Raw genomic sequence first — 21,344 nt, 5'->3', positions numbered from 1 at the left:
AGCCGGTTTTTTTTGGATGAAGATTATTGCGGCCAAATAGATTTTTGGGCGCCGATTTTTTAGAGTTGAGTTAGGAGCGATTCAATAGTAGGCGATCAATAGACACTTCACCTCCGCCTTTCTTCAGCAGGTAAAGCAGTGGTGCCAGCCATAACAGGTGAGTGGCCCATAAATCTGGATAGACAAAAATTTGAATGACCAGTGTCATAAGTATCAACGCAAGTGCGCTAAAGCGTGTAAGCATCCCAATCAATAGGAGTATCGAAACAAAAAATTCTGCGAGGGTTGCCAGGTAGGCTGCAAATTCGACCGGTAGCAGCGGTAGCGCGTACTCGTGTTCAAATAGCATGAAAGTGCTCGGGCTCAATTCCCAGAAGGCCCATTTTTGTCCGAATAGGCTATCACCTTCCAGTTTTAGCTGCACTGACGTCCAGAAAATCATAAATATAGAAATACGTGCAGCGAGATTGACGAAAAATTCGGGTACCAGGTCGCCAAGGGATTTCGCTAATTTATCGAGGGACTTTAGGGGCTTCATGTCGTTTTCTCTAGGTTTATGATCAGGCCGCTGGTGATTATAAAATTGACGGCTTCACCGGGGTCAAATTCAACTTGGTTTGTATCGGCCTGACTTGTGGCAGTCTCCAGTGCTCCAAGTAATGGTTTGCCAGACATTAACGCTTGCATTAATGTCCGCATGGGCAGGCTCAATTGATATGTTTTAACTTCTACATCAGGTCTGACAATTAGAACGCTCTGCGGTTCTGAGTAATTAACGGTTTCCCCCTGCTGGTTATCTAACGCGGTTTGCCAAATGCTAAAAATCGCAAAGTCAGAGGAAATTAAACGGACGCTTGGGTGCAAAATAAAACGTGATTCTGCAAGGTGGGCGTTATCTTGCGTGGCAAAATAATTTGGCGTGAGTGGCGTTGCGTCCTTGGCAAAGTAGGCCGTGTGCTGGGCCCAGTCGAATCGCGCGATGTCGGCGAGGTACGGAAGGCTTTGTGTGTGCTCAAAGCGGCGAATAAATTGCGGGAAATCATGCCCCAGAAAAATCATCGCTGGTTGCTTTGGGGGGTGTTGCTGAATGTAGGCGCTAGCCAGAGCCCGAAAAAAATCCTCGCCTACCAGTTTTTCAATGGTACTGAATGTTTCTTTGAGTACGTCGCTAGTGGAAGCAAAAAAATTATTGCGGTAAATACTGATTCGCTCCTTAAACTCGGCATTACTGTACTGCTTGAAATGTTGAACGAGTGCATGAGGGCTTTTCTTAGCCATAACGCTATGCGCAAATGCTTGCTGAAACGCATCCAGTTTCATCGGTATTTAGCCTGCTTTTTTTCCGCTTTTTCCGCCTCGCCAACGAGATTGATTAACGGTGGGATATCGCCATCCCATTCTATCAGTACAGGCGCAGGAACTTGGGTGATGCTGAGGAAGTATTCAAAGAGCTGCCATACTTCGGTTTTTACTTCGGAGCTATGGTCGTCGATACGCAGAGTTTTTCCATTATTTAGCGGTGTGATTGAATGACCGGCTAGGTGTATTTCGCCAATACAATTTTTGTTTATGGTGTCTATGTAATGGCTTGGATTGAAATCGTTGTTCCAGGCTGAAACAAATACATTATTTATGTCTAGTAATAAGCCTGCACCACTTCGTTTACATACTAGATTTATAAAGTCTTCTTCGAGGAATTCGTTTTCAGGAAAGCTAATGTAGGTGGACGGGTTTTCGATAAGGATTCGTCGCCCCAGCTGAGTTTGTACCTTTTCTATATTGTCACACAGTATTTCGAGGCTTTCTTTGGTGTAGGGCAAGGGCAATAAATCGTTGCTGTATTGCTGGTTCCAGTGGCTCCAGGCAATGTGCTCGGAAACCTGTGCGGGTTGATAGCGCTGGACAAGTTTTTGAAGGGCGTTTAAGTGTGATTCAGTAACACCGTTTGTGCTGCCCAGAGACAGGCCTACGCCATGCATCGATAATGGGTAGTACTCACATATTTTTTCCAGATATCGATGAGGTGGTCCACCCGCACAAAAATAATTTTCAGGATGAATTTCGACCCAGCCAATATCGGGTTGGGTCTTAATAATATCAGTGTAATGTTGCGGTTTTAAGCTAATGCCGCTGTGGGGGGGAAGGGAGTTCAGCATGAATCACGAGGCTGTTATATGGCCCGCTTAGCAGGCCATTGGGTTGTTACTATTTGTCTGTTTTTGGGGTGAGGCTACCGCCTACAATTGCGTCACATTTTCCTTTTGGCAGGTAAACCCATGCGTCGGAAATGGCGTCTTTTTTCGCTTGGCCCATACAGCTCGTGCCCTGACTTTTAATGGCGCAGTCATTTTTGCCTGCTTTAACAATGCCGTAGCATTTTTCCATTTTCGCTTTATCGCCTGCCATAGCATCGCCGGCTGCGGCCATCAGAACACCGGTGGCAATAGCGCTGGAGAGAGCAACAGCTTTAGACATTTTCTTCATTGGAAACTCCTGTTTCGAGTGGGATTTTGGATCTTTAAGTATTGTTTTCAGTGGTTAACTGTAACTGATCTGACTTGAGGGTTTAGCAAAAGTTCAGCTAAAGAGAAAAATAGTTAGTAAATTTGCGGGTGATTTAGTCAGCATAAAAAACGCGGCCTTAACCGCGTTGTTTAGTATAGCCGCAGATGTGTAGAGGCTTATAAGCTTTTATTACGCTCGTTGAACTTTCTCACTAGGGTTTGGGTTGATGAATCCCAGTCTCCGGGAATATCGGTAGTATCGATGGCCGTCGCAATGTGAGTGCCCAGTAATTTGCCCAATTCTACACCCCATTGATCGTAGGAGTTGATTGCCCAGAGTGTACCAAGGGTATACACCTTGTGCTCGTAAGCGGCTATCAACGCGCCTAGTGTTTCCGGTGTCAGCTTCTCCATTAGCATAGTGCTGCTGGGGCGGTTGCCCGGGTGTACTTTGTGTTCTGCTAGTTTACGGATGTCATCTTCACTTACACCTGAAGCACGTAGTTCTGCTTCGGTGGTTTCCAGGTTGCGGCCAGACATAAGAGCCTGACTTTGGGCTACGCAGTTGGCAAAAAGGTACTTGTGCTGGTGATCGATGGGGTGGTGAGCTGTCAGTGTGGCAATAAAGTCGATGGGAACCATAGTGGTTCCCTGATGCAGTAGCTGGTGAAATGAGTGCTGACCGTTAGTGCCTTCGGTTCCCCATACAATGGAGCCTGTTTTGTAGTCTACTCGAACACCGTCTTTCGTTACGCTTTTGCCGTTGCTTTCCATTTCAAGCTGCTGCAAATAGGCTGGCAGTAGTTGCAGGTGGTAGGCGTAGGGCAGAATGGCCTGGGTGTCTGTGCCGAGGAAGTTGCTGTACCAGAACATCAGTAAGCCCATCAGCACGGGGATATTTTTCTCGAGCGGTGCTTCGGCGAAATGGTTGTCCATTGCGGCGGCGCCATGGCGAAGTTTGTTGAAGTTGTCCATGCCTACGGCGAAGGCGATGGGCATACCAATGGCGGACCATAGAGAGTAGCGTCCGCCTACCCAATCCCAGAGTGGGTATACGTTTTCTGCGTCAATACCGAACTCCACAGCCTTATCAACTTTGGAAGAAATGGCAACGAAGTGATGGCAAAGCTGATCTTGAGCGCAGCCGCTATCCAGCATCCACTTGCGTGCACTTAAGGAGTTTTCGAGAGTTTCCAGGGTGGAAAATGATTTTGAGGCAATTAAAAACAGGGTGCTTGCTGGGTCTAGTTTTTGCGTGAGGTCATAAATTTCGGCACCGTCAACATTGGCCACAAAATGTACATTAACGTGACCGGTGTGGAAGGGGGTGAGTGCTTTGGTGACCATCCTCGGGCCGAGGTCTGAGCCACCGATACCAATATTGACAACATCGGTGATCTTGTCGCCTTTGTGGCCTTTCCAGTCACCGCTATGTACCGAATCTATTAACTTCGCCATTTTTTTTAGTGTTTCGGCAACACATTTTTGCTCGTCAGTTTTGGCGGCGCCGATAAAGCGCAGAGAGGTGTGTAGGGCGGGGCGGTTTTCGGTGTTATTAACATGATCGCCACGCATTAATTTTTTAATGGCGCCCTGCAAGTCTGCCTGGTTGGCCGCGTCAATTAGCTGCGCGAGGGTTTTTTCATCGATATGGTTTTTAGAGAAATCGAACTGCAGGCCGGTGGCGGCTACGGTATAACGGGCGGCGCGATTACTATCCTCTGAAAATAATTGTTTCAGCGTGCGCCCTTCCCAAGAGCTGGCGGTGGCAACTAGGTCGTTCCAGTTGGTGTAAAGGTCGGCAAGTGTTTTCTTTTGCATTGATGGGCCTCTTTGGCAGGTAGGTCGTTAGTATTTTCCCGCGCTACCGTGCGAAACGTGTGCGTTTAGGTGGTTCGTTCAACCGAAAAGCGCGTGAGATCTGCCAGTGCAGATCGGTAAGCGGTAGCCGACAGCGCTTCTATTAACGTGAGCGCTTTGTCAGCGTGTGCGCGAGCACACTGCTTGGTGTAATCCAGTCCACCGTACTGCTGCACGATAGAAACTATTTGTTGCAGTTTATCGATATCGCCGTCGCGAATGGCCTGTTTGATCAGTTCAGACTCGTGGCTAGGTGCATGCTTTATGGCGTGTATGAGGGGCAGTGTGGGTTTACCTTCGGCGAGATCGTCGCCCACATTTTTACCCAGCGCTTCAGCATCACCCTCGTAGTCTAGGGCATCATCAATCAATTGAAAGGCAACGCCCAAGTGGTAGCCGATTTGACGGCACGCATCCTGTTGGGCGGGGTTGGCATCAGCAATAACGGCCCCAATTTCACAGGCCGCCTCGAACAGTGCGGCTGTTTTTTTGTGGATAACGGTCAGGTAGTTGGCTTCTGTCACACCCGGGTCTTTGGCGTTTACTAATTGTTGGACTTCACCTTCGGAAATGACATTTGTTGTGTTGGATAGAATGCTCATTACATTCATATTGCCAATGGCAACCATCATCTGAAACGACCGGGAATAAAGGAAGTCGCCAACCAGTACGCTGGGTGCATTGCCCCATTCAGCGTTGGCGGTAGGTCGTCCGCGGCGCAGAGAGGAAACATCGACAACATCATCGTGGAGCAAGGTGGCTGTATGAATAAACTCAATGATTGCGGCTAGGTTTATGTGCTGTTTGCCCTGATAGCCCAGCGCATTAGCAATAAGCAAAACCAGCAATGGTCGCAATCGCTTACCACCGGCATCGACAATGTAATGGCCGATGTTTTCCACTAGATCCACATCGGAATGGAGCTGTTCAATAATAAGCTGATTGACCGCTTCGAAATCGGATTGGGCAACCTTGTGGAATGACAGCATTGGGGGTAGCTACCTATTGTTTTGCTGGGAGTGTGTGCCGGAGGCAAACCTTTCGGCGGGCCCTAAAAAAAGCCCGTTTTTAAACGGGCTTTTTTTGCTATGGCGATACAGTGTTTAAAGTACGTCTATGGCATTCAGGTCTGCAAAGGCCTGCTCAAGGCGAGCAACCATAGTGTCCTGCCCTTTGCGCAGCCATACGCGAGGGTCGTAATATTTTTTGTTTGGCTTGTCATCACCGTCAGGGTTGCCGATCTGAGCTTGCAGGTAACCTTCGTTGGCGATGTAATACTCACGAATGCCGTTCCAAGTGGCCCACTGGGTGTCGGTGTCGATATTCATTTTAATCACGCCGTAACCAATAGATTCCTGAATTTCTTCCTGAGAAGAACCGGAGCCCCCGTGGAAGACAAAATCCAGCGAGTTTTCGGGTAGGGAGAATTTCTCGGAACAATACTTTTGGGAGTTGGCGAGAATTTTAGGTGTAAGTTGAACGTTACCAGGCTTGTATACTCCGTGAACGTTGCCGAATGCCGCAGCTATGGTAAAGCGCGGAGAAATTGCAATTAGCTTTTCGTATGAGTAGGCAACATCTTCTGGTTGGGTGTATAGCTCCGAACTGTCCATGCCGGTATTGTCTACGCCGTCTTCTTCACCGCCGGTGCAGCCCAGTTCAATTTCAAGGGTCATGCCCATTTTGCTCATGCGCTCTAGGTATTTGGCGCAAATTTCAACATTTTCTTCTAGGCTCTCTTCAGAGAGGTCGATCATATGTGAGCTGAACAGTGGTTTGCCGGTTTCTTCGAAGTGCTTTTCGCCCGCGTCCAGCAGGCCGTCGATCCAAGGCAGCAGTTTTTTGGCTGCGTGGTCGGTGTGGAGAATGACCGGCACGCCGTAGGTTTCGGCCATTTGGTGGACGTGCTTTGCGCCAGATACTGCACCGAGTATCTGAGCCTGTTGGCCTTCGGCTTTCAGGCCCTTACCGGCGAAGAACGCTGCACCGCCGTTGGAGAATTGAATAACAACAGGAGACTTTACCTTGGCGGCTGCTTCCAATACGGCATTTACGGAGTCGGTGCCGACACAGTTCACTGCGGGGAGGGCGAAGGCATTTGCCTTTGCAATCTCAAATACTTTTTGAACATCGTCGCCGGTTAGAACACCGGGTTTTACTGCATCTAATATCTTGGACATATATAGGATTCCTGTGGTTCTCAATACGTGGGACGGGCGGAGGTATTCCTGTCGATGCACCAAGCCGGCAGTTGGTGACGGCCCTTCTTGGTAACGGCTCTTTTGGAGCGACTGAGCGACTTCCCGTTCGGGGCCGCATTATACGGCAATGCCACTGATTTTGTAGTCTTGAAGGTGTTCACGCGCCTGCTTAGGGAGAAAAAGCCCCAAAGCTTTGATTTAATAGGGGCCGCAGCTATTTTTACGGTGCTTAAAAGCCGCGTGTAATTGACTTGTTTTTGGGGTTTGCTTTGGTGTAGGGGTTCGAGTACAATTCGCGCCCCTGTAACCCTTGGTAACAGGGGTTTTGTATTAAACGACGCAAGCTTTGCGGCCAACATCAATTTGGGTGGTGGTTTAAAAGGGAGCGAGCTCTCTGCTTCGTGTCGTCCATTTTTAACTGGAGCGCACAATATGTACGCAGTTATAGCTGCCGGTGGTAAACAGCACCGCGTGGAAGAAGGCGAAGTACTTCGCTTGGAAAAAATTGAAGTCGCTACTGGCGAGAACGTAGATTTCGATCAGGTTCTGTTGGTAGGTAGCGGAGACGATGTAAAAATCGGTACTCCTGTTGTTGAAGGTGCCAAAGTCACTGCCGAGGTTCTTAGCCACGGTCGTGCAGACAAGGTAACTATTATCAAGTTCCGTCGTCGTAAGCACTCTATGAAGCGTCAGGGGCATCGTCAGTGGTACACAGAAGTTAAAATCACTGGCATTACAGGTTAATTAGGAGAGAATCATGGCTCACAAAAAAGCAGGCGGTAGTACGCGCAATGGTCGCGATTCCGAAAGTAAACGCTTAGGTGTTAAATTGTTTGGCGGTCAAGTTGTTAAGGCCGGAAACATTTTGGTACGTCAGCGTGGTACTCAGTTCCACGGCGGTGAGAATGTTGGTATGGGTAAAGACCATACCCTGTTCGCAAAATCAGCTGGAACAGTCAAGTTTGATGTTAAAGGCCCGAAAAACCGTAGAGTAGTTAGTATTATTGTAGCGGCTTAATCACGGTTTACTAAGCTTACGAAAAAGCCTCGCTACACCGTGTAGTGAGGCTTTTTTTATGCACAGGATGTGCGGTATGCCGCGGAGGCCAAGGATGGTTGGTAGCGGCGATGCACAGGATGTGCGGTATGCCGCGGAGGTCAAGGATGGTTGGTAGCGGCGATGCACAAGGATGTGCAGGCAGAGAATTGCTTCGAGTAGAAGATATGGGCGGTCGGGAAATTGTAGGCTTACCCGGCGAGCGTCCACCCAAAAGTCACAGGCAGAAAGAAAATGAAATTCGTAGACGAAGCTCCAATTATTGTTCAGGCAGGTAAAGGCGGTAACGGCTGCCTGAGTTTTCGTCGTGAAAAGTTTATTGAGCGGGGTGGCCCTGACGGTGGTGATGGTGGCGACGGTGGCAGTGTTTATCTGCAGGCTGACGAAAACCTTAATACCCTTATCGACTACCGCTACCAGCGAATTTACAACGCACAAAGTGGTGAAGGTGGTCGTGGTCAAAATTGCACCGGCAGAAAAGGTGACGATTTGGTGCTGAAAGTGCCTGTGGGTACATCGGTGCTCAACGAAGAAACCGGTGAGCAAGTTGGCGACCTTACCGCCCATGGAGACAAGTTTTTGGTTGCGCAGGGAGGCTTTCACGGTCTGGGGAATGCGCGCTTTAAGTCCAGCGTTAATCGCGCACCTAGGCAAACATCAAATGGTTCGGAAGGCGATTTAAAGCAGCTTAAGCTGGAAATGAAGATGTTGGCCGATGTTGGTATGTTGGGCTTGCCTAATGCGGGGAAGTCCACGTTTATTACCGTCGTATCGGCGGCAAAGCCTAAGGTGGCTGATTATCCGTTTACTACACTAGTGCCTAGTCTTGGTGTGGTAAAAGTGCAAAGGCATCGCAGTTTTGTTGTGGCTGATATTCCCGGTTTGATTGAGGGTGCTGCAGAGGGGGCGGGGCTGGGTATTCGTTTCCTTAAGCATTTAACGCGCTGCCGCATTTTACTTCACTTAGTGGATATCTGTCCTATCGATGGATCCGACCCTATCGAAAATGCACGGTCAATTGTTCGGGAGTTGGAAAGTTTTAGTCCAACGCTGGCAAAGCGTGACAGATGGTTGGTTTTGAACAAAACCGATTTGCTGCTAGATGACGAGGTGGAAGAAAAAAAGCAGGCGCTTGTTAAGGCTTTGAACTGGCAGGGCCCGGTGTACGCGGTATCGTCCATTGGAAGAATGGGGACCGAGAGTTTGTGTGAGCAGTTGCTGGGTCATTTGGAGGTTCTCTGGGCGCAGGAAAAAGAAGACCCTGACTATGCCGAGCAAGAGCTACAGACTCAGTTGCAAATGCAGGCTGAGGCGCGTGAGCGTATAGATGCGTTACGTGCAAGACATAAGTCAAAGAAGGCTCAGAAGGGTAACGATGACGACGACGATGACCATGATGTGGAAGTAGAATACGTTGAGTAAACGAGTGAGTATCGCTCCACTATATTGACTCCTTTGGGAAAAGAACGAATCGCACAATGAGCAAAAGAGATCTGGTAAAGCAGAGTCGGCGTTGGGTTATTAAAATTGGCAGCGCCTTGCTTACCAATAATGGTAAGGGGCTCGACCAAGAGGCAATGGCGCTTTGGGTCGAGCAGATAGCGGCGTTGTCCAAAAAGGGTTACGAGGTTGTGTTGGTCTCCTCGGGTGCAGTCGCCGCAGGCATGACCCGGCTAGGCTGGAAAAGCCGGCCTAAAGCTATTCACGAGCAGCAGGCCGCTGCCGCTGTTGGTCAGTCGAGCTTGATTCAAGCCTACGAGCAAGAGTTTCAAAAGTTCAGTAAGAAAACCGCGCAGGTTTTATTGGACCACGATGATTTATCCAGTCGTCAACGCTACCTGAATGCCCGCTCAACGTTACGCACCTTAATTGACATGGGTATTATCCCTATCATCAACGAAAACGATACTGTTGTTACCGATGAAATTCGATTTGGCGATAACGATACCCTTGCCGCGCTTGTGGCTAATTTAATTGAAGCTGATGTGTTGTGCATTTTGACTGATCAGCAGGGCATGTACGATAGCGACCCACGCAAAAACTCTATGGCGCAAATTTTATTTGAATGCTCGGCGCTCTCAACGCAATTGGATGAGATGGCAAGTTCAGGTGGTGCGTTAGGTAGAGGTGGTATGGTGAGCAAGGTGCGTGCGGCTCGGCTTGCTGCGCGTTCCGGTGCCAGCACTATTATTGTGGGTGGGAAAATACACAATGTTGTGCCGCGTGTTGCGAATGGAGAAATTGTGGGTACCCTACTGTATGCCAGTCAGCAGCCTATTGCTGCGCGCAAGCAATGGTTGGCGGGTCACATGCAGTCTCGTGGTGACCTGATATTGGATGATGGCGCCGTAAAAGCGTTGCGGCAGAAAGGTCGGAGTTTGCTTCCGGTGGGGGTGAAAGAGATTAAAGGCCATTTTGCTCGAGGTGAAATGGTGGTTTGCTTGGATTTAAACGGCAATGAAGTTGCGCGTGGGTTGGTGAATTACAGCTCCGACGATGCGCGTAAAATATTGGGGCAGCTGAGCAGTAGAATAGAGGTTTTATTGGGTTATAGAGATTACGATGAGCTGATTCATCGAGACAATCTAGTGCTCGAATAGGGCTTGCTGTATGTGACGAATTGAATGTAATCTTGAAGCCCGGCAATGCCGGGTTTTTTATGTGACGACGCCGCGCTTTTGATAATTGTTGAGTAAATGCTATGTCCATTTTTAAAGATCATATAGATCGAATGAGTGCTTACAAGCCACCTTTGGATGGTCGTGATCCAAAGCAGCATTTACTGCTCGATTTTAATGAGCGCACTTTGCCGGTAGGCGAGGCTGTGCGGAAGGCGTTGGTCGATTTTATTAATGATGGGCGTCTGCAGATGTACCCGTCTTACGGTGATATTGTTGAACGTATCGCCGGGTATGCCCGTGTGCCTGCGGAGCAGGTGATGATCACTAATGGTTCGGATCAGGGGATCGAGCTTATCTTTCGTTCGGCGTGTAGAGAAGGTGATGAGGCGATTATTCCCGGCCCCAGCTTTGCGATGTACAGCCAATGTGCCCGAATCGAAAATATGGTGATTCACGAGCCAGCGTATAGTCGCGAGAAAGGTTTTCCGTTGGCAGATGTTATGGCAACTATTTCGGAGAAAACCCGTGTAATTACCATCGCTAACCCTAACAACCCTAGCGGCACATTAGTTTCGCGTGAAGAAATCATTACACTGGCTAAGGCTGCGCCGCAGGCCGTTATTCTGGTGGATGAATGCTATTTTGAGTATGCGTCTTTAACAGTGGCCGATTTGGTAGGCTTGTACCCTAATATCGTAATTACCCGCACCTTTTCAAAAACTTGGGGCATACCTTCTTTGCGCTTGGGTTATATCATTGCTGCACGGGAGAATATTGATGCATTGTTGAATGTGCGTGGCCCCTATGATGTAAATCAGCTGGCAATTGTTGCGATTCGGGCGGCGCTAGATAACCTCGATTCTGTGCAGGAATATGTAGAGGAGGTGATGCAGGTTTCGAAGCCTCTGTTGGAGTGTTTTTTAGATAAACGGAATGTTGTGTACTGGCCTAGTGGGGGTAATTTTGTGTGGGCGTTTTTTGCTAACCCGGAGGTGGTGGAGAGGGGGTTACAGGAGGCCGGTATTCTGGTTCGACCTAAGGTTGATCACCAGGGCAACTTAGGTTTGCGCATTACACTGGGTAACAAGGCTCAAACTGAGCGACTTGTGGCCGAGCTGGAAAAGTGTGTGTAATTGTTGGGGGTGATGTGATTCGCGGGTGATACGCGTGCGCGAGGTCATAGCATAAAGGGGAAATAAAAAAGCCGGCTAAAAGCCGGCTTTTTTTGAATACTGAAAAATCAATTAAGCCGCAAGTGCTTTGATTTGAGCATTCAGGCGGCTCTTGTGGCGAGCGGCCTTGTTCTTGTGGATGATGCCTTTGTCAGCCATGCGGTCGACTACGGGCACTGCTTCCACGTAAGCTGCTTGTGCTGCTTTAGCGTCGCCTGCTTCAATCGCCGCAATCACTTTCTTAAGATAAGTGCGAACCATGGAGCGCAGGCCAGCATTGTGAGCGCGACGCTTGTCGTTCTGACGGGCACGCTTTTTTGCTTGAGGTGAATTTGCCACCGCGTTGCTCCTGTATAAATCTGTTAAATGATTAAAATTCTGTAACCACGCCGCCGGAGGGGCGGTTTGAGGACGCGGTATTATCCGTGTTTGCCGATTAAAGTCAAGGGCGCCGCATATAATAGTTCTTAGGCTGTGTGCGGCCCAAAAGCGTTAATGCGAGAGGGGTGTGCAGCATGCGCTTGTCTGTCCTCGTTAATCTACCGGCAGACTAACTTCAAAGATTACGCCACTGTGGTCGGGTACGTTGTAGCACTGTACCTCTCCCCGGTGAAAATCGGCGATTAGGCGCACAATATAAAGCCCCAGCCCTAGATGTTGTCCGCCTTCTGGCCCGCTGGGCTTTTCTCGCACAGACACCATGGAGTCAAACAGCTGACCATGCATATGACGGGGCAGCGGCGGCCCCTGATTGTGGACAGTGAATATCAGGCGGTCATTTCGTCGGTAGAGCCCTAGCTCAATTTTTCCCTCTTTGGGGCAGAAGTCAGCGGCGTTATCTACAAGCTTGTCGAACATCTGCACCAGCAGCTCGCCCGAGCCCTGCAGTTTCAGTGGGCCTTCATCTCGGCGAATATTGAGTGTAAAAGTGGCATTTTGATAGACATCTTGATAGGCGCCTTTAAGGTTTGTTAGTAGCTCGTCGCAGGGAATGGTTTCAACTTCGGCGGCGCCAATGGCTTGTTCGACGCGGCTGGCGGCACTCATAGCGTTGAGAATGTTGGATAGCCGAGAGGTGCCCTCCATTGCCCGGTGGGCATAGGTTCGGGCCTTATCCGATAGGGCTTCATGCTCCAGGTTTTCCAATGACGACTTAACGATAGCCAGCGGTGTTCGCAGCTCGTGAGAAAGCTTGCTGGACAGGGAGCGGAGGTAGTTAGTGTATTCGCGCAAGCGGGTAAGCAGTTGAGCGTAGTTGCGCGAGAGGTCGCCTATTTCGTCCTGGCTGGTGAATACAGGAAAGTCGTCGGCGACTTTACCACTGTCGGAAATGGCGCTGGCAGCAGCGCGGCTTAGGCGGCGAATACGCAGCGACAACCAGGAGGCGTAAGTTATAAGGCTGATACTAGCCGCAAGCGTTACCACCATCGAATAGAATAGCATTTTGTAAAAAGCAGAGCTGGTGATGGTAGATAGTGTGTCAGTACTCTGATCGGCAACGACCACTGCAATAGGCTCGGCAGGGGCTTTTGCGTGTAAGTCGAATACGGGTATCGCAACGCGTGTGAGCTTATTACTTCCCTGTTGGTAGCGGCCATGGTGAACAATGCCGTTGTCGGCAGGGCTGGCTGATAGGGCATGAGAAATTTCTGGTGTGTCGAGGCTGCCTGTGTGCCAGCTGTCGTCCAGTATTGGCACTGTTTGTGTCCCAATGGCGAGGCGATAAAACCAATTGAGGAACGAGTGGCGCTGCTCATGTGCTTGGCTTTCTGTGGAGGTGAGCATACCGGCTTGGGCTATGGGGCGACCGCCTCGGTTGGCAATCTGAAATCGAACGCCGCTGCGTTGGAACACCTGAAGCTCGTCGCTGAGGCTGGAGGACGCCCTAATAAGCGGCGGAATTTTACCTTCCCGGCCGAGGTTGTGGCTGCTGGGAAGTGAGTGGGAGGTGTCAGTGATTTCAATCCCTAGGCCCGCCTCGGCCCACTCTATCGGCAGGCTCATTTCCATGAGGTAGCCTGATTTGGTTTCATTGGAGACGCCCGTGACTTGGTAGTTAGGGGTTACTACGCCGTTGGTATCCAGCCATGCGGTTTTGAGGTCACCAGCACCGGTTGCGTAGACCAAAAGCTTATTGGCACCGTCTTCTTTGTTCAGGCGGATAAGTAAGTGGTCACTTTCTCCCGGAGATTGTTGTGTGGGTTTGAAATACTGCAGGCTGTCATCGGCAACACGGAGGTAGAGGTACAGCCGCTTATCGGCGGCCTGTGGTACGTAAGCCGCTGCGATGCGAGTACGTAGCTGCCCTTGGCTATCCCTGAGGGTTTGCAGGCTGTGTTGCTGCCAGTCTTCGCCGTAGCCGTCGATCAGTGGCGGGCTTGCGCGGGTATGGGCAAATAAAGGAACGCTGCCCGGCGGAGGGTTGAGTCGGTTTAATTCGCTGGTCGTTAGTGTGTCACTTCCCAATCGAGCCGCTACAGCCTTTGCGGTTGCGCCCAAGGCGTCGGTGTGGCCCTGACGCATAGTGGATTCTACTTCACGAATATATTGGCAGCCCACCCAAGGCAAGGTGAGAGTGATAAGGCTTACCAGTAGCAGTTGTTTACGTAATTTCATCGCCGCGCCGTTTTGGCCTTAGTGCCCCGATGTCTCATTTAGCCAGCGATAGCCCATGCCGTAGGCGGTTTGAATACAGTCAAAGTTGTCGTCGAGTTCTTTGAATTTTTTTCGAACACGCTTGATGTGTGAGGTAATGGTGTTGTCATCGAGCACAACGTTGGCGGCATCCATTAGTTGCTGGCGATTTTTAACATGTCCGGGGTGTTGTGCTAGCGAGTGCACAATCCATAGCTCAGTCACCGTAAGGTCGACAATTTGGTTTTGCCACTGCGCTGTCATGCGGTCCATGTTCATTTTAAGTTTGCCTCTTTCTATTTCTTCCTCCGGCGCGGGTGGTTTTTGCAGGGCGTCGATGCGGCGGAAAAGCGCGGTAATGCGTGCGAGCATATGGGGTTGACTGATATCTTTGGTCAAATAATCATCAGCGCCCAAGCGCAACCCCGATACAACGTCAAACTCACTGTCGCGAGCGGTAAGGAAAATTATGGGTAACTCGGGGGCCTTCGTGCGTAGTTCTCGGCACAGCTCGAAACCGCCTTCTATGTCGTCCCCGAGCCCTACATCGATTATCGCTAGGTCTGGCAATCGGTTGTTAAATGCCTCTGATGCTTCTGGTCGGCTTCGGTAGTGGCTCACCTTAAAACCTTGGCGACGCAGGGCATCACAGTAATTTTGGGCAATGGCTTCTTCGTCTTCTACTATCGCGATATGGCGGGACATTAGCTTTTTCTTGAGGTTGATCTAAAGGCCCAAGCTTACCAGTGAGTTGGCGGCGGCAACAACTCCTGCAGCGCAGTGTGCGGCAAGTTTGATGTGGCGGAGACAGTGTGGGCCGAGTACGCGGCTTGTAAATCTACTTCCCTTATTTGTCTGATCGCTTATATTTAGGTGGATTTGCAGATCAATCGTTTGGTGAAACCATAGCGGGCAGTGATCGCAACAGCCACACTTACTTAGAAACGCAGCTGGGCTATCGTATTATCGAGAATTTCTATCTGGTAACTGAATACCGATACAGCCAATATAACAATGAAAACCCTGAAGATCTTGCGGTTGGCTTTGAATATAAAGTTAATTGGTGAACGTCTATCGTAGCGTTTTACCGGGTATTTTTGGTTAGTCTACTTAGATTTCAGATGTTAGAAGCGGTTGTTGATTTATTTTAACGCGGATTGTGGGTTTTGTTTTTCGGCGTTGTTCTGGGTGTCGGTGTTATTACTACCGGTGAGTAATTCCGTGTATTCAAATATCAGTTCCACTAGCCCAGGCTTCATTCCGTCAGAAAAAATGTGCGTTTTTACAATTTTCCAGCCAGGGATAAGCTTCATTATTCCCGATGTTGTAATGGCGCTGTGGTCGCGCGTACGTTTACCGGCTTCTTTTGCATGGTATTTTCCATTCCCCTGTAGGTTAAAGCTTTGGGGTTGTGGGGGAATGAAGTTTCCCAGATAAGAAAATATGAGAATCTGGGTGTGCTTGTTGCAGTGTTTTTTTAGCCGATCACCGATGGCCTTTAGCTGAATTTGGTTGCAATAATTCGGTATATCCCACAGGACAATAACATCGAAGAGAAGATCGTGATTAAAGTTCAGCGCCTCTTCGCTGAGTGAAATGTCATCCGCTTGAATGGTGAGGTCTGCGGTGGTTGTATGCCAACGAATAGACGAAGCCAAATCTTCTGAATGTACCTCACTAAAGTGTTTGCGCCAAAACTCAAGGTTGCGAGTAGATTTTCGCCCCAAATCTAATATTCGTTTTCGAATGTTACCGTGTAATATTTGCTCTATTGCGGGCGATTTATACAGTTTTAACTGTTGTGAAAGCGAAGAATCTAGTGGCTTTTCTCGCTCATCACCGGGTATGACGTTGTTAATTCCTGTGCTGGAAATGTATTGCTTTCGTTGAGATTTTTCGGGCATATAGCGCAAAACCTGTTCGCCTATACCGGTCTCCATTCCAGCTTCGTTCATTAGGTTGTTGTGCAAAAAATACTGCGGTATATGCTTCAATAATGCAGCGGTTTTATGCAAAGGAAAACGCCTAGCGGTTATTGGGTAAGCGCTAATTTGGATATGGTACTGATCAATGATTTCAAATACGGCCGGCTGGCTAGAAATGTTGCTGTTTAAATATCGAACGGTGTGCAGCAGGGTGTTGGGGTGGCACCAATTATTAAGCTTGCCGAAGAGAGATTCGATTACCTCGACGGGAAGGTAATTCAACAAATCCCAGGCGAGTATTACATCAAATTTCTCTTCTGGCTCGTGTGATAACAAGAATTTGTTAAGCTTGAAAATAAGGTTGCCTGTAGACAATCTTGCATTATCTTCGACGAATTCATTCAGGTTTTCAAAGTGGATTTTACAGCTCAGCGAAGAAAAAAAATTGAAGTTGGAAACAGCCATAGAGCCGAGATCCAATATGCGGTTTCGTTTAGATTTTTTAATTTCGTTGTAAATGGCTGTTAGGCCTGGAGATCTGTGTAGCATTGTGTTTTTTGTCTCTTCTTCTACCACAGGTTTGTAGTAGAAGAGGAGAAGCTCCAGCCTGCGTCAGACACCCTAATAATTAGGCGTTTTGTGGGTCGGTTGATTTCGACTTGGTTTCCACGGTAGTGGGGGCCGAGGTTTTTGTTGGGCTAGGTACGGAGTTGCTAGTGAATTTTTGGAATTGATCTTTATGGGATTCTACATCCATATCAATAGAGCCGCGGAACTTGGCACCGTCTTCTAAGGTGACACGTTCGGCAACGATATTGCCTTTTACATTACTACTGGCCAGTATGGAGATTCGCTCCTGGCCAAATAAGTCACCTTCTACTGTACCTTCGATGGTTACTGTTTTTGCAAGTACATTGGCTCTTACTACACCCTGTTCACCAATGGTGAGGGTATGGTTTTTCAAATCGATGGTGCCATCGACCTGGCCCTGTATCAGTAGGTCTTCTTCACCCACCAATTCGCCTTTGAAACGAATTTTTGGGCCGATAATAGCGCTGGGAGTAGAGGTAGGTTTGATGGGCTCGGGCGTTGTGTTGCCAAAAGGGGGAGTAACGGGTACTTGCACTTTTTGGGTTGAACTCATGGTGTCACCTGCAAAATTGTCAGTGGAAGGTTTACTGTCACTGCTTTTAAATCCACGCATTAAAAATTTTCTCCTGTGTCAGGACTGGCAACTGGGGGAATCCCGATTCTTATCCGTGATTGCGAATGGGATGCAACCCAACCTATGCCAGCCTTGGCGAGAGGAATGTTTCCAGGTGTTTGGAATCCAGCTTTTGCCCTAACGAAACCTACAAATGTTGGTTAGTTGTGTGAAGCCTTTGTATACGTTGCTGCATACGTTTGTGCGCACCCATATGGGGGCATTTAACGCCCTAGTCGGTGGGCGGTTAAGTACAATAGTAATTCATTCGAGCAGAAATATGACAGGAAACTCAATTCAAAGTGCAAAAGTACGAACCAATTAACAACTCACTGTTAATTTTTATGGGTCGGACTCAATTAAATAGCAAAGTCATCCTAAGGGTTTAACTTTTAGATTGGCGCAGGGGCTTAGTGGGGGGGGCTTATAACAAATGTATTTTGTCGGGTGGCGCTTAAATCTCTATGCTGGGGTGGGGTCACATGCCATAAAGTTAACATGTTTGTTAATTTACTCTTGGTGAGGTATGCGTTTTAGTCGAGGGGCATGTGGTTTGGCTAGACTTCACTGGGTTCGGCGAATAGAGGTATACGGTGCGGAGGTGATCGATCTAAGGTGCCTATAGCACAATTATATTACGGGCTCTTAAGTGATAGGGCGTTCGATTGGCTATTGAATGATTTTGGCTTCGCCTACCGCCATGGCATTAAAAATATAGCCAAATAGAACAAGCAGCTTTTCTTCGTCGCGTTCGTCAAACTCCACACCGCAGCGGAACTTGCCATCGGGAAGGGCTTTCTTCATACGAATAACGGCCATAATTTTGGTGATGCGCTTAATATTGCCTACTTCGAATTTGCCTTTTATTTCGATGATGTCGCCTTTTGCGCCGCCATCCTTTTCTATTTCAATTTGAGCGCCACCCAAGCTTATATCAAGAATTTTTCCGGCGAGTGTGCCTTTGCCCGGTTGGGTTTGGTTGTGCAGTAGTACAGGCATGGCCACATCTACGCGGCTTGCGGTTCGGATCATGCGAAATTTTATGGATTTTGGAAAATCTAGAAAAACCAGATAGAGGGGTTCTTCGCTGATAAATAACACAACGGAAGGAAAAATCGCAACGCCATTGGCGCTCATTACCCGAATCGCGATTACATCGCCCTCCTTCAGCTGAGGAAACCGCCCAGAGGTGGGGGAGGTGATAATAACGGTTTCACCGGGAAGGCCGCCGACAAGTACGCAATCATAACGCTTGTCGCTATCTGCTGGGTCTGGGTGTATTTGGATCACCTGGCCCATTTTCAGATTGAGTTGGTCGAGAGTCAGTAGTTGCGCTTCAGCCATGGTGCAGTGGTTCTATGTCTCAAAGAATACTTCTCTATTGAGGTTAGACTAGGCGACAGATTCTTGCTGATTTTACCTACGGGTTAGACTCAAAAGCGGGGCGCATAAAAAAGCCGGTACAGTGGGAGCTGTACCGGCTTACGTTGGTCAAAAAGTGAGGTAGGGCTTAGTTTCCTTTGAGGCCACCTTTACCGTTAACGATATCTTCACCGCGCTCGGTGAGTGCTTCGGGGTCGTCGATGGTGAGGGTCATATCCCAATCCATTTCTTCCTGAATGTTACCGTACCAAGACCAAGCGATCCACGAGTAGGGTGCGCTGCGCTGCTCAGCGGCGAGGAATGTTTCCTGCAGGGTATCGGCATCGAGTGAGCCTTCCACATAGTCGATCATGAGGTTTTCGAAGTGGCTTAGGTAGAAGAAATCGATTTGGTCGAGGATAACTTCTACTTTTTCAACGGGTACCAGGCCTTCAACGATGAAGTAGTCTAGGAGTATGGGGTCAACGGTGCCCATCGGTGTTGTGCCATCGGTTAAGCAGTCGGCGTCGGAGCAGAAATCGAAACCGAAGTGCTGGGGTGTGCCGCCGGCAAAGGCGTCAGGCAGTGCTGCTCTGGCGTCGATTTCAATATCCATCCATTCGCCAAACAAAAAGTCTCCTTCCGAGGCGTTGAGGGTGAGAATATTGGTATGGTTGCCCCAACCGCTGTCTTGCATGAATACCTGAAATAGCATATCGGTGAGGCCAGCATAGCTTTCTGGGATCATCATGCGCATTTTGATCACGAATGGGTCAGATGTTACATCCAAGAGTGGAACTTGATTCCAGGTGGTTTTGGATATGGTCAGGCGACTGTCGGTAGCCGTCGTGAGGGCCATGGTCAGGTTGCCACTGTCGGCCACTACGTTACCCGAGTTACCCCAGCTAAGAACACCCCAGCCATCTTCGCCATCGTTGAAATCACCGTTGTACTGAATGCCTTCGACATAGTCGTTCAGTACTATCCCGGAGATCATGAAGTTATCGATCAGTACGGGGGCGTTAGAACCGCTGAGTCCACCCAATTGAATGCCCACCGAGGATGCAGAGGTAGGGAAAGATTTGTCTTCATTTTCATCGGGGGTAGCGGGGTCGTCTTCTGTATAAACCGGTGTGGTTAGTGTTATTTCCGACCATTCACCGGCGGTAAACTGGTCTGCACCAACATAGGCAGTCGATTTCCACTCACCTTCGTTACTGAAGAAGGTGAAATAAGCGTTGCTGCTGTCATAGTCGGCTGGGATTAGCACGCTAACAGTAATAGGCGTTTCAGGTGTAAACCCTTTCAGGTCGCCGAGACTATTTAGCTGTAGTACAAACTCAGCCCCGTTTGGAGTAACGGCGAGCGCACCTGCACCAGCATCATGAGTGATAGTGGCATCACCCCAGGGCACAACCCAATCGTTAATGTCGTCGGTGAAGTCGTCGTTAACCAATTCAACCGGCCCGGTGCCTTCAATAATTTTGAACCCATCAATAGCAATGGCGCCAGCGACTTCTAAAGGCTTGCCGTTTGCAACTAGCTCAATACCGATAGTGGCCACCTGGGTGATGTCGAATGCATCGGAAGCCCAGCCGAAATCTGCTTTGCTGTTAACCGTGTGTTTAATGGTATTCCACTTTTCTTTCTCAAACGACCATGCACCCAGCCAGGCGAGGTTAGCGTATTCATCGTTTACATCGCGCAGGTACACCTGAACGCCCAAGGTGCCATCGTCTACGTAGGCGTCATCAACTTTAATGTCGAAGAAGATATCGGTATTGGTAACATCCACCGGCGCATTCTCCAGCGCAATGTTGATGGCCGCTTTGTCGGCATCGCTACCCCAAGGAATAGTGAGGTTAGCGGCATAGTCGCCAGCACCTTTTTCGATAAGCTCTTTATGGCGCACGGGGAATTCACCTATACCAGAGCCTCCGAACTCACTCATGACGACAGGCACGTCTTGTGCGGTGAGCTGTTCGATTGCGGCAACGGCGTCGGTGCCTCTTTTCCAGTGGTTACCGTAGCCGTGAACGGAGAGAATTAAATTCTTTTCTTCGTCGGCCGCCATTAGTTCCAGCGCGCGACCACTCACAAAGGCATGGTAGTCGGCACCGCAACCCGGTGCATCAATAACCAATGGCACGCGGAACCCGGCTTTACGGAAAGCGCGAATTGCGGTTTTGTAGTTATCGATATAGGTGCGGTAGCCAGTGCTGTAGCCATCGAAAATCATTTCGGGGCCCCAGCCATCGGCAATGTTAATCATGATGAAGGGCTGAAAGCGATCCTGCGCGATGACGTTGAGAAATTCATTTAGCCAAATATCGTTAACGGCATCGAGGAAGGCTTCGCCATCGTCGGAGCACTCAAGTGAGTCGTCGTGGAGGCTCAGTACCGCCGCCATATCGTTTTCGACGATTTTGTTCAGTGCGGCCTCTAGGTTGGCCGGCGCTGTGTCGAGGAACAGCTGCAGGCGAACCACATTCGCGCCCGTGGCGGCAATCGCGTCAATTGCGTCGATCTGGGTGAGTGGGTCTTCTGCGAACTGCACGTTAATGCCGCGTAGAAGTAATTGATTGCCTTGGGGTGTATAGATACCGGTACCTTCCGTGTAAGCAAAGGGGGCACTTTCGGAAGGGCGTGACTTTGTAAGGTCTTCGGTGACGACATCGGGGGTGAGCTTGTAGTCTTCGGCATCAGAGGTGCCGAGCATGCTACCGCCGCCACAGCCTTGAAGAATTGCTGCTCCGGTGAGCAGCGCGATCGTGTGTAATGTATTTTTCATTTTAAACTCCACA

20 protein-coding genes are annotated in these 21,344 nt (G+C 49.2%); 6 read left to right on the top strand and 14 right to left on the bottom strand.

Features of this window, described 5'->3' with window-relative positions:
- Positions 1–70 precede the first annotated feature (70 nt).
- From H5336_RS05275 to fbaA, 7 genes are all read right to left on the bottom strand, one after another.
- Complete coding sequence (locus tag H5336_RS05275) at positions 71–538, bottom strand: DoxX family protein (RefSeq protein ID WP_185232092.1); 468 nt, start codon at positions 536–538, stop codon at positions 71–73.
- Positions 535–1,320, bottom strand: coding sequence for an HvfC/BufC N-terminal domain-containing protein (locus tag H5336_RS05270; RefSeq protein WP_185232090.1), 786 nt, complete (start codon positions 1,318–1,320; stop codon positions 535–537). The genes H5336_RS05275 and H5336_RS05270 overlap by 4 nt, the downstream gene beginning before the upstream one ends.
- A complete protein-coding gene (gene bufB, locus H5336_RS05265; RefSeq protein WP_185232088.1) occupies positions 1,317–2,156 on the bottom strand; it encodes an MNIO family bufferin maturase in 840 nt (279 codons plus the stop codon). The genes H5336_RS05270 and bufB overlap by 4 nt, the downstream gene beginning before the upstream one ends.
- Positions 2,157–2,205: 49 nt before the next feature.
- Positions 2,206–2,484, bottom strand: coding sequence for a BufA1 family periplasmic bufferin-type metallophore (locus H5336_RS05260; protein WP_185232086.1), 279 nt, complete (start codon positions 2,482–2,484; stop codon positions 2,206–2,208).
- A 197-nt stretch (positions 2,485–2,681) separates the two neighbouring features.
- Positions 2,682–4,325, bottom strand: a complete 1,644-nt coding sequence (pgi, locus tag H5336_RS05255) for a glucose-6-phosphate isomerase (protein ID WP_185232084.1) — start codon at positions 4,323–4,325, stop codon at positions 2,682–2,684.
- 65 nt (positions 4,326–4,390) lie between these two features.
- On the bottom strand, positions 4,391–5,353 hold the full coding sequence (locus H5336_RS05250; protein WP_185232082.1) for a polyprenyl synthetase family protein: 963 nt from the start codon (positions 5,351–5,353) through the stop codon (positions 4,391–4,393).
- Positions 5,354–5,467: 114 nt separating this feature from the next.
- Complete coding sequence (fbaA, locus tag H5336_RS05245; RefSeq protein WP_185232080.1) at positions 5,468–6,544, bottom strand: class II fructose-bisphosphate aldolase; 1,077 nt, start codon at positions 6,542–6,544, stop codon at positions 5,468–5,470.
- Positions 6,545–6,997: 453 nt separating this feature from the next.
- On the opposite strand from fbaA, the gene rplU reads away from it, so the two are divergent.
- From rplU to H5336_RS05220, 5 genes are all read left to right on the top strand, one after another.
- Positions 6,998–7,309 (top strand): 50S ribosomal protein L21, encoded by a 312-nt coding sequence (gene rplU / locus H5336_RS05240; RefSeq protein ID WP_185232078.1) that lies wholly within the window; start codon positions 6,998–7,000, stop codon positions 7,307–7,309.
- Between the two features lie 13 nt (positions 7,310–7,322).
- On the top strand, positions 7,323–7,583 hold the full coding sequence (rpmA, locus tag H5336_RS05235; RefSeq protein ID WP_185232076.1) for a 50S ribosomal protein L27: 261 nt from the start codon (positions 7,323–7,325) through the stop codon (positions 7,581–7,583).
- Between the two features lie 273 nt (positions 7,584–7,856).
- Positions 7,857–9,044 carry an Obg family GTPase CgtA gene (gene cgtA, locus H5336_RS05230; RefSeq protein WP_185232074.1) on the top strand — a complete coding sequence of 396 codons (1,188 nt, stop codon included), beginning with the start codon at positions 7,857–7,859 and terminating at the stop codon, positions 9,042–9,044.
- A gap of 56 nt (positions 9,045–9,100) precedes the next feature.
- Entirely contained in the window at positions 9,101–10,222 is a 1,122-nt protein-coding gene (gene proB / locus H5336_RS05225) for a glutamate 5-kinase (protein WP_185232072.1), read from the top strand.
- Between the two features lie 101 nt (positions 10,223–10,323).
- Positions 10,324–11,376 (top strand): pyridoxal phosphate-dependent aminotransferase, encoded by a 1,053-nt coding sequence (locus H5336_RS05220; protein WP_185232070.1) that lies wholly within the window; start codon positions 10,324–10,326, stop codon positions 11,374–11,376.
- A gap of 111 nt (positions 11,377–11,487) precedes the next feature.
- Here the strand turns inward: H5336_RS05220 and rpsT are convergent, their stop codons facing one another.
- From rpsT to pdsR, 3 genes are all read right to left on the bottom strand, one after another.
- Positions 11,488–11,754 (bottom strand): 30S ribosomal protein S20, encoded by a 267-nt coding sequence (gene rpsT / locus H5336_RS05215; protein ID WP_185232068.1) that lies wholly within the window; start codon positions 11,752–11,754, stop codon positions 11,488–11,490.
- Between the two features lie 195 nt (positions 11,755–11,949).
- Positions 11,950–14,031: a proteobacterial dedicated sortase system histidine kinase gene (gene pdsS, locus H5336_RS05210; protein WP_185232066.1), complete on the bottom strand. Its 2,082-nt coding sequence runs from the start codon at positions 14,029–14,031 to the stop codon at positions 11,950–11,952.
- Between the two features lie 18 nt (positions 14,032–14,049).
- Positions 14,050–14,754, bottom strand: coding sequence for a proteobacterial dedicated sortase system response regulator (pdsR, locus tag H5336_RS05205; RefSeq protein ID WP_185232064.1), 705 nt, complete (start codon positions 14,752–14,754; stop codon positions 14,050–14,052).
- A gap of 146 nt (positions 14,755–14,900) precedes the next feature.
- Here pdsR and H5336_RS05200 point away from each other — a divergent pair, with 146 nt between their 5' ends.
- On the top strand, positions 14,901–15,116 hold the full coding sequence (locus tag H5336_RS05200; RefSeq protein ID WP_185232062.1) for a hypothetical protein: 216 nt from the start codon (positions 14,901–14,903) through the stop codon (positions 15,114–15,116).
- 75 nt (positions 15,117–15,191) lie between these two features.
- On the opposite strand, the gene H5336_RS05195 is transcribed toward H5336_RS05200, so the two are convergent.
- The 4 genes from H5336_RS05195 to H5336_RS05180 form a co-directional block, all read right to left on the bottom strand.
- Complete coding sequence (locus H5336_RS05195) at positions 15,192–16,523, bottom strand: hypothetical protein (RefSeq protein WP_185232060.1); 1,332 nt, start codon at positions 16,521–16,523, stop codon at positions 15,192–15,194.
- Between the two features lie 79 nt (positions 16,524–16,602).
- The gene (locus H5336_RS05190; RefSeq protein WP_185232058.1) at positions 16,603–17,178 is read right to left on the bottom strand and encodes a bactofilin family protein; all 576 of its coding nucleotides are present in this window, start codon (positions 17,176–17,178) and stop codon (positions 16,603–16,605) included.
- 669 nt (positions 17,179–17,847) lie between these two features.
- The gene (locus H5336_RS05185) at positions 17,848–18,522 is read right to left on the bottom strand and encodes a flagellar brake protein (protein WP_185232056.1); all 675 of its coding nucleotides are present in this window, start codon (positions 18,520–18,522) and stop codon (positions 17,848–17,850) included.
- Positions 18,523–18,688: 166 nt separating this feature from the next.
- A complete protein-coding gene (locus H5336_RS05180) occupies positions 18,689–21,331 on the bottom strand; it encodes a cellulase family glycosylhydrolase (RefSeq protein WP_185232054.1) in 2,643 nt (880 codons plus the stop codon).
- Positions 21,332–21,344 lie beyond the last annotated feature (13 nt).

The sequence above is a fragment of the Teredinibacter franksiae genome, assembly GCF_014218805.1.
Lineage (GTDB): Bacteria > Pseudomonadota > Gammaproteobacteria > Pseudomonadales > Cellvibrionaceae > Teredinibacter > Teredinibacter franksiae.
Note: the sequence above shows the minus strand (reverse complement) of the source record. Positions and strands in the feature narration are given on the sequence as shown.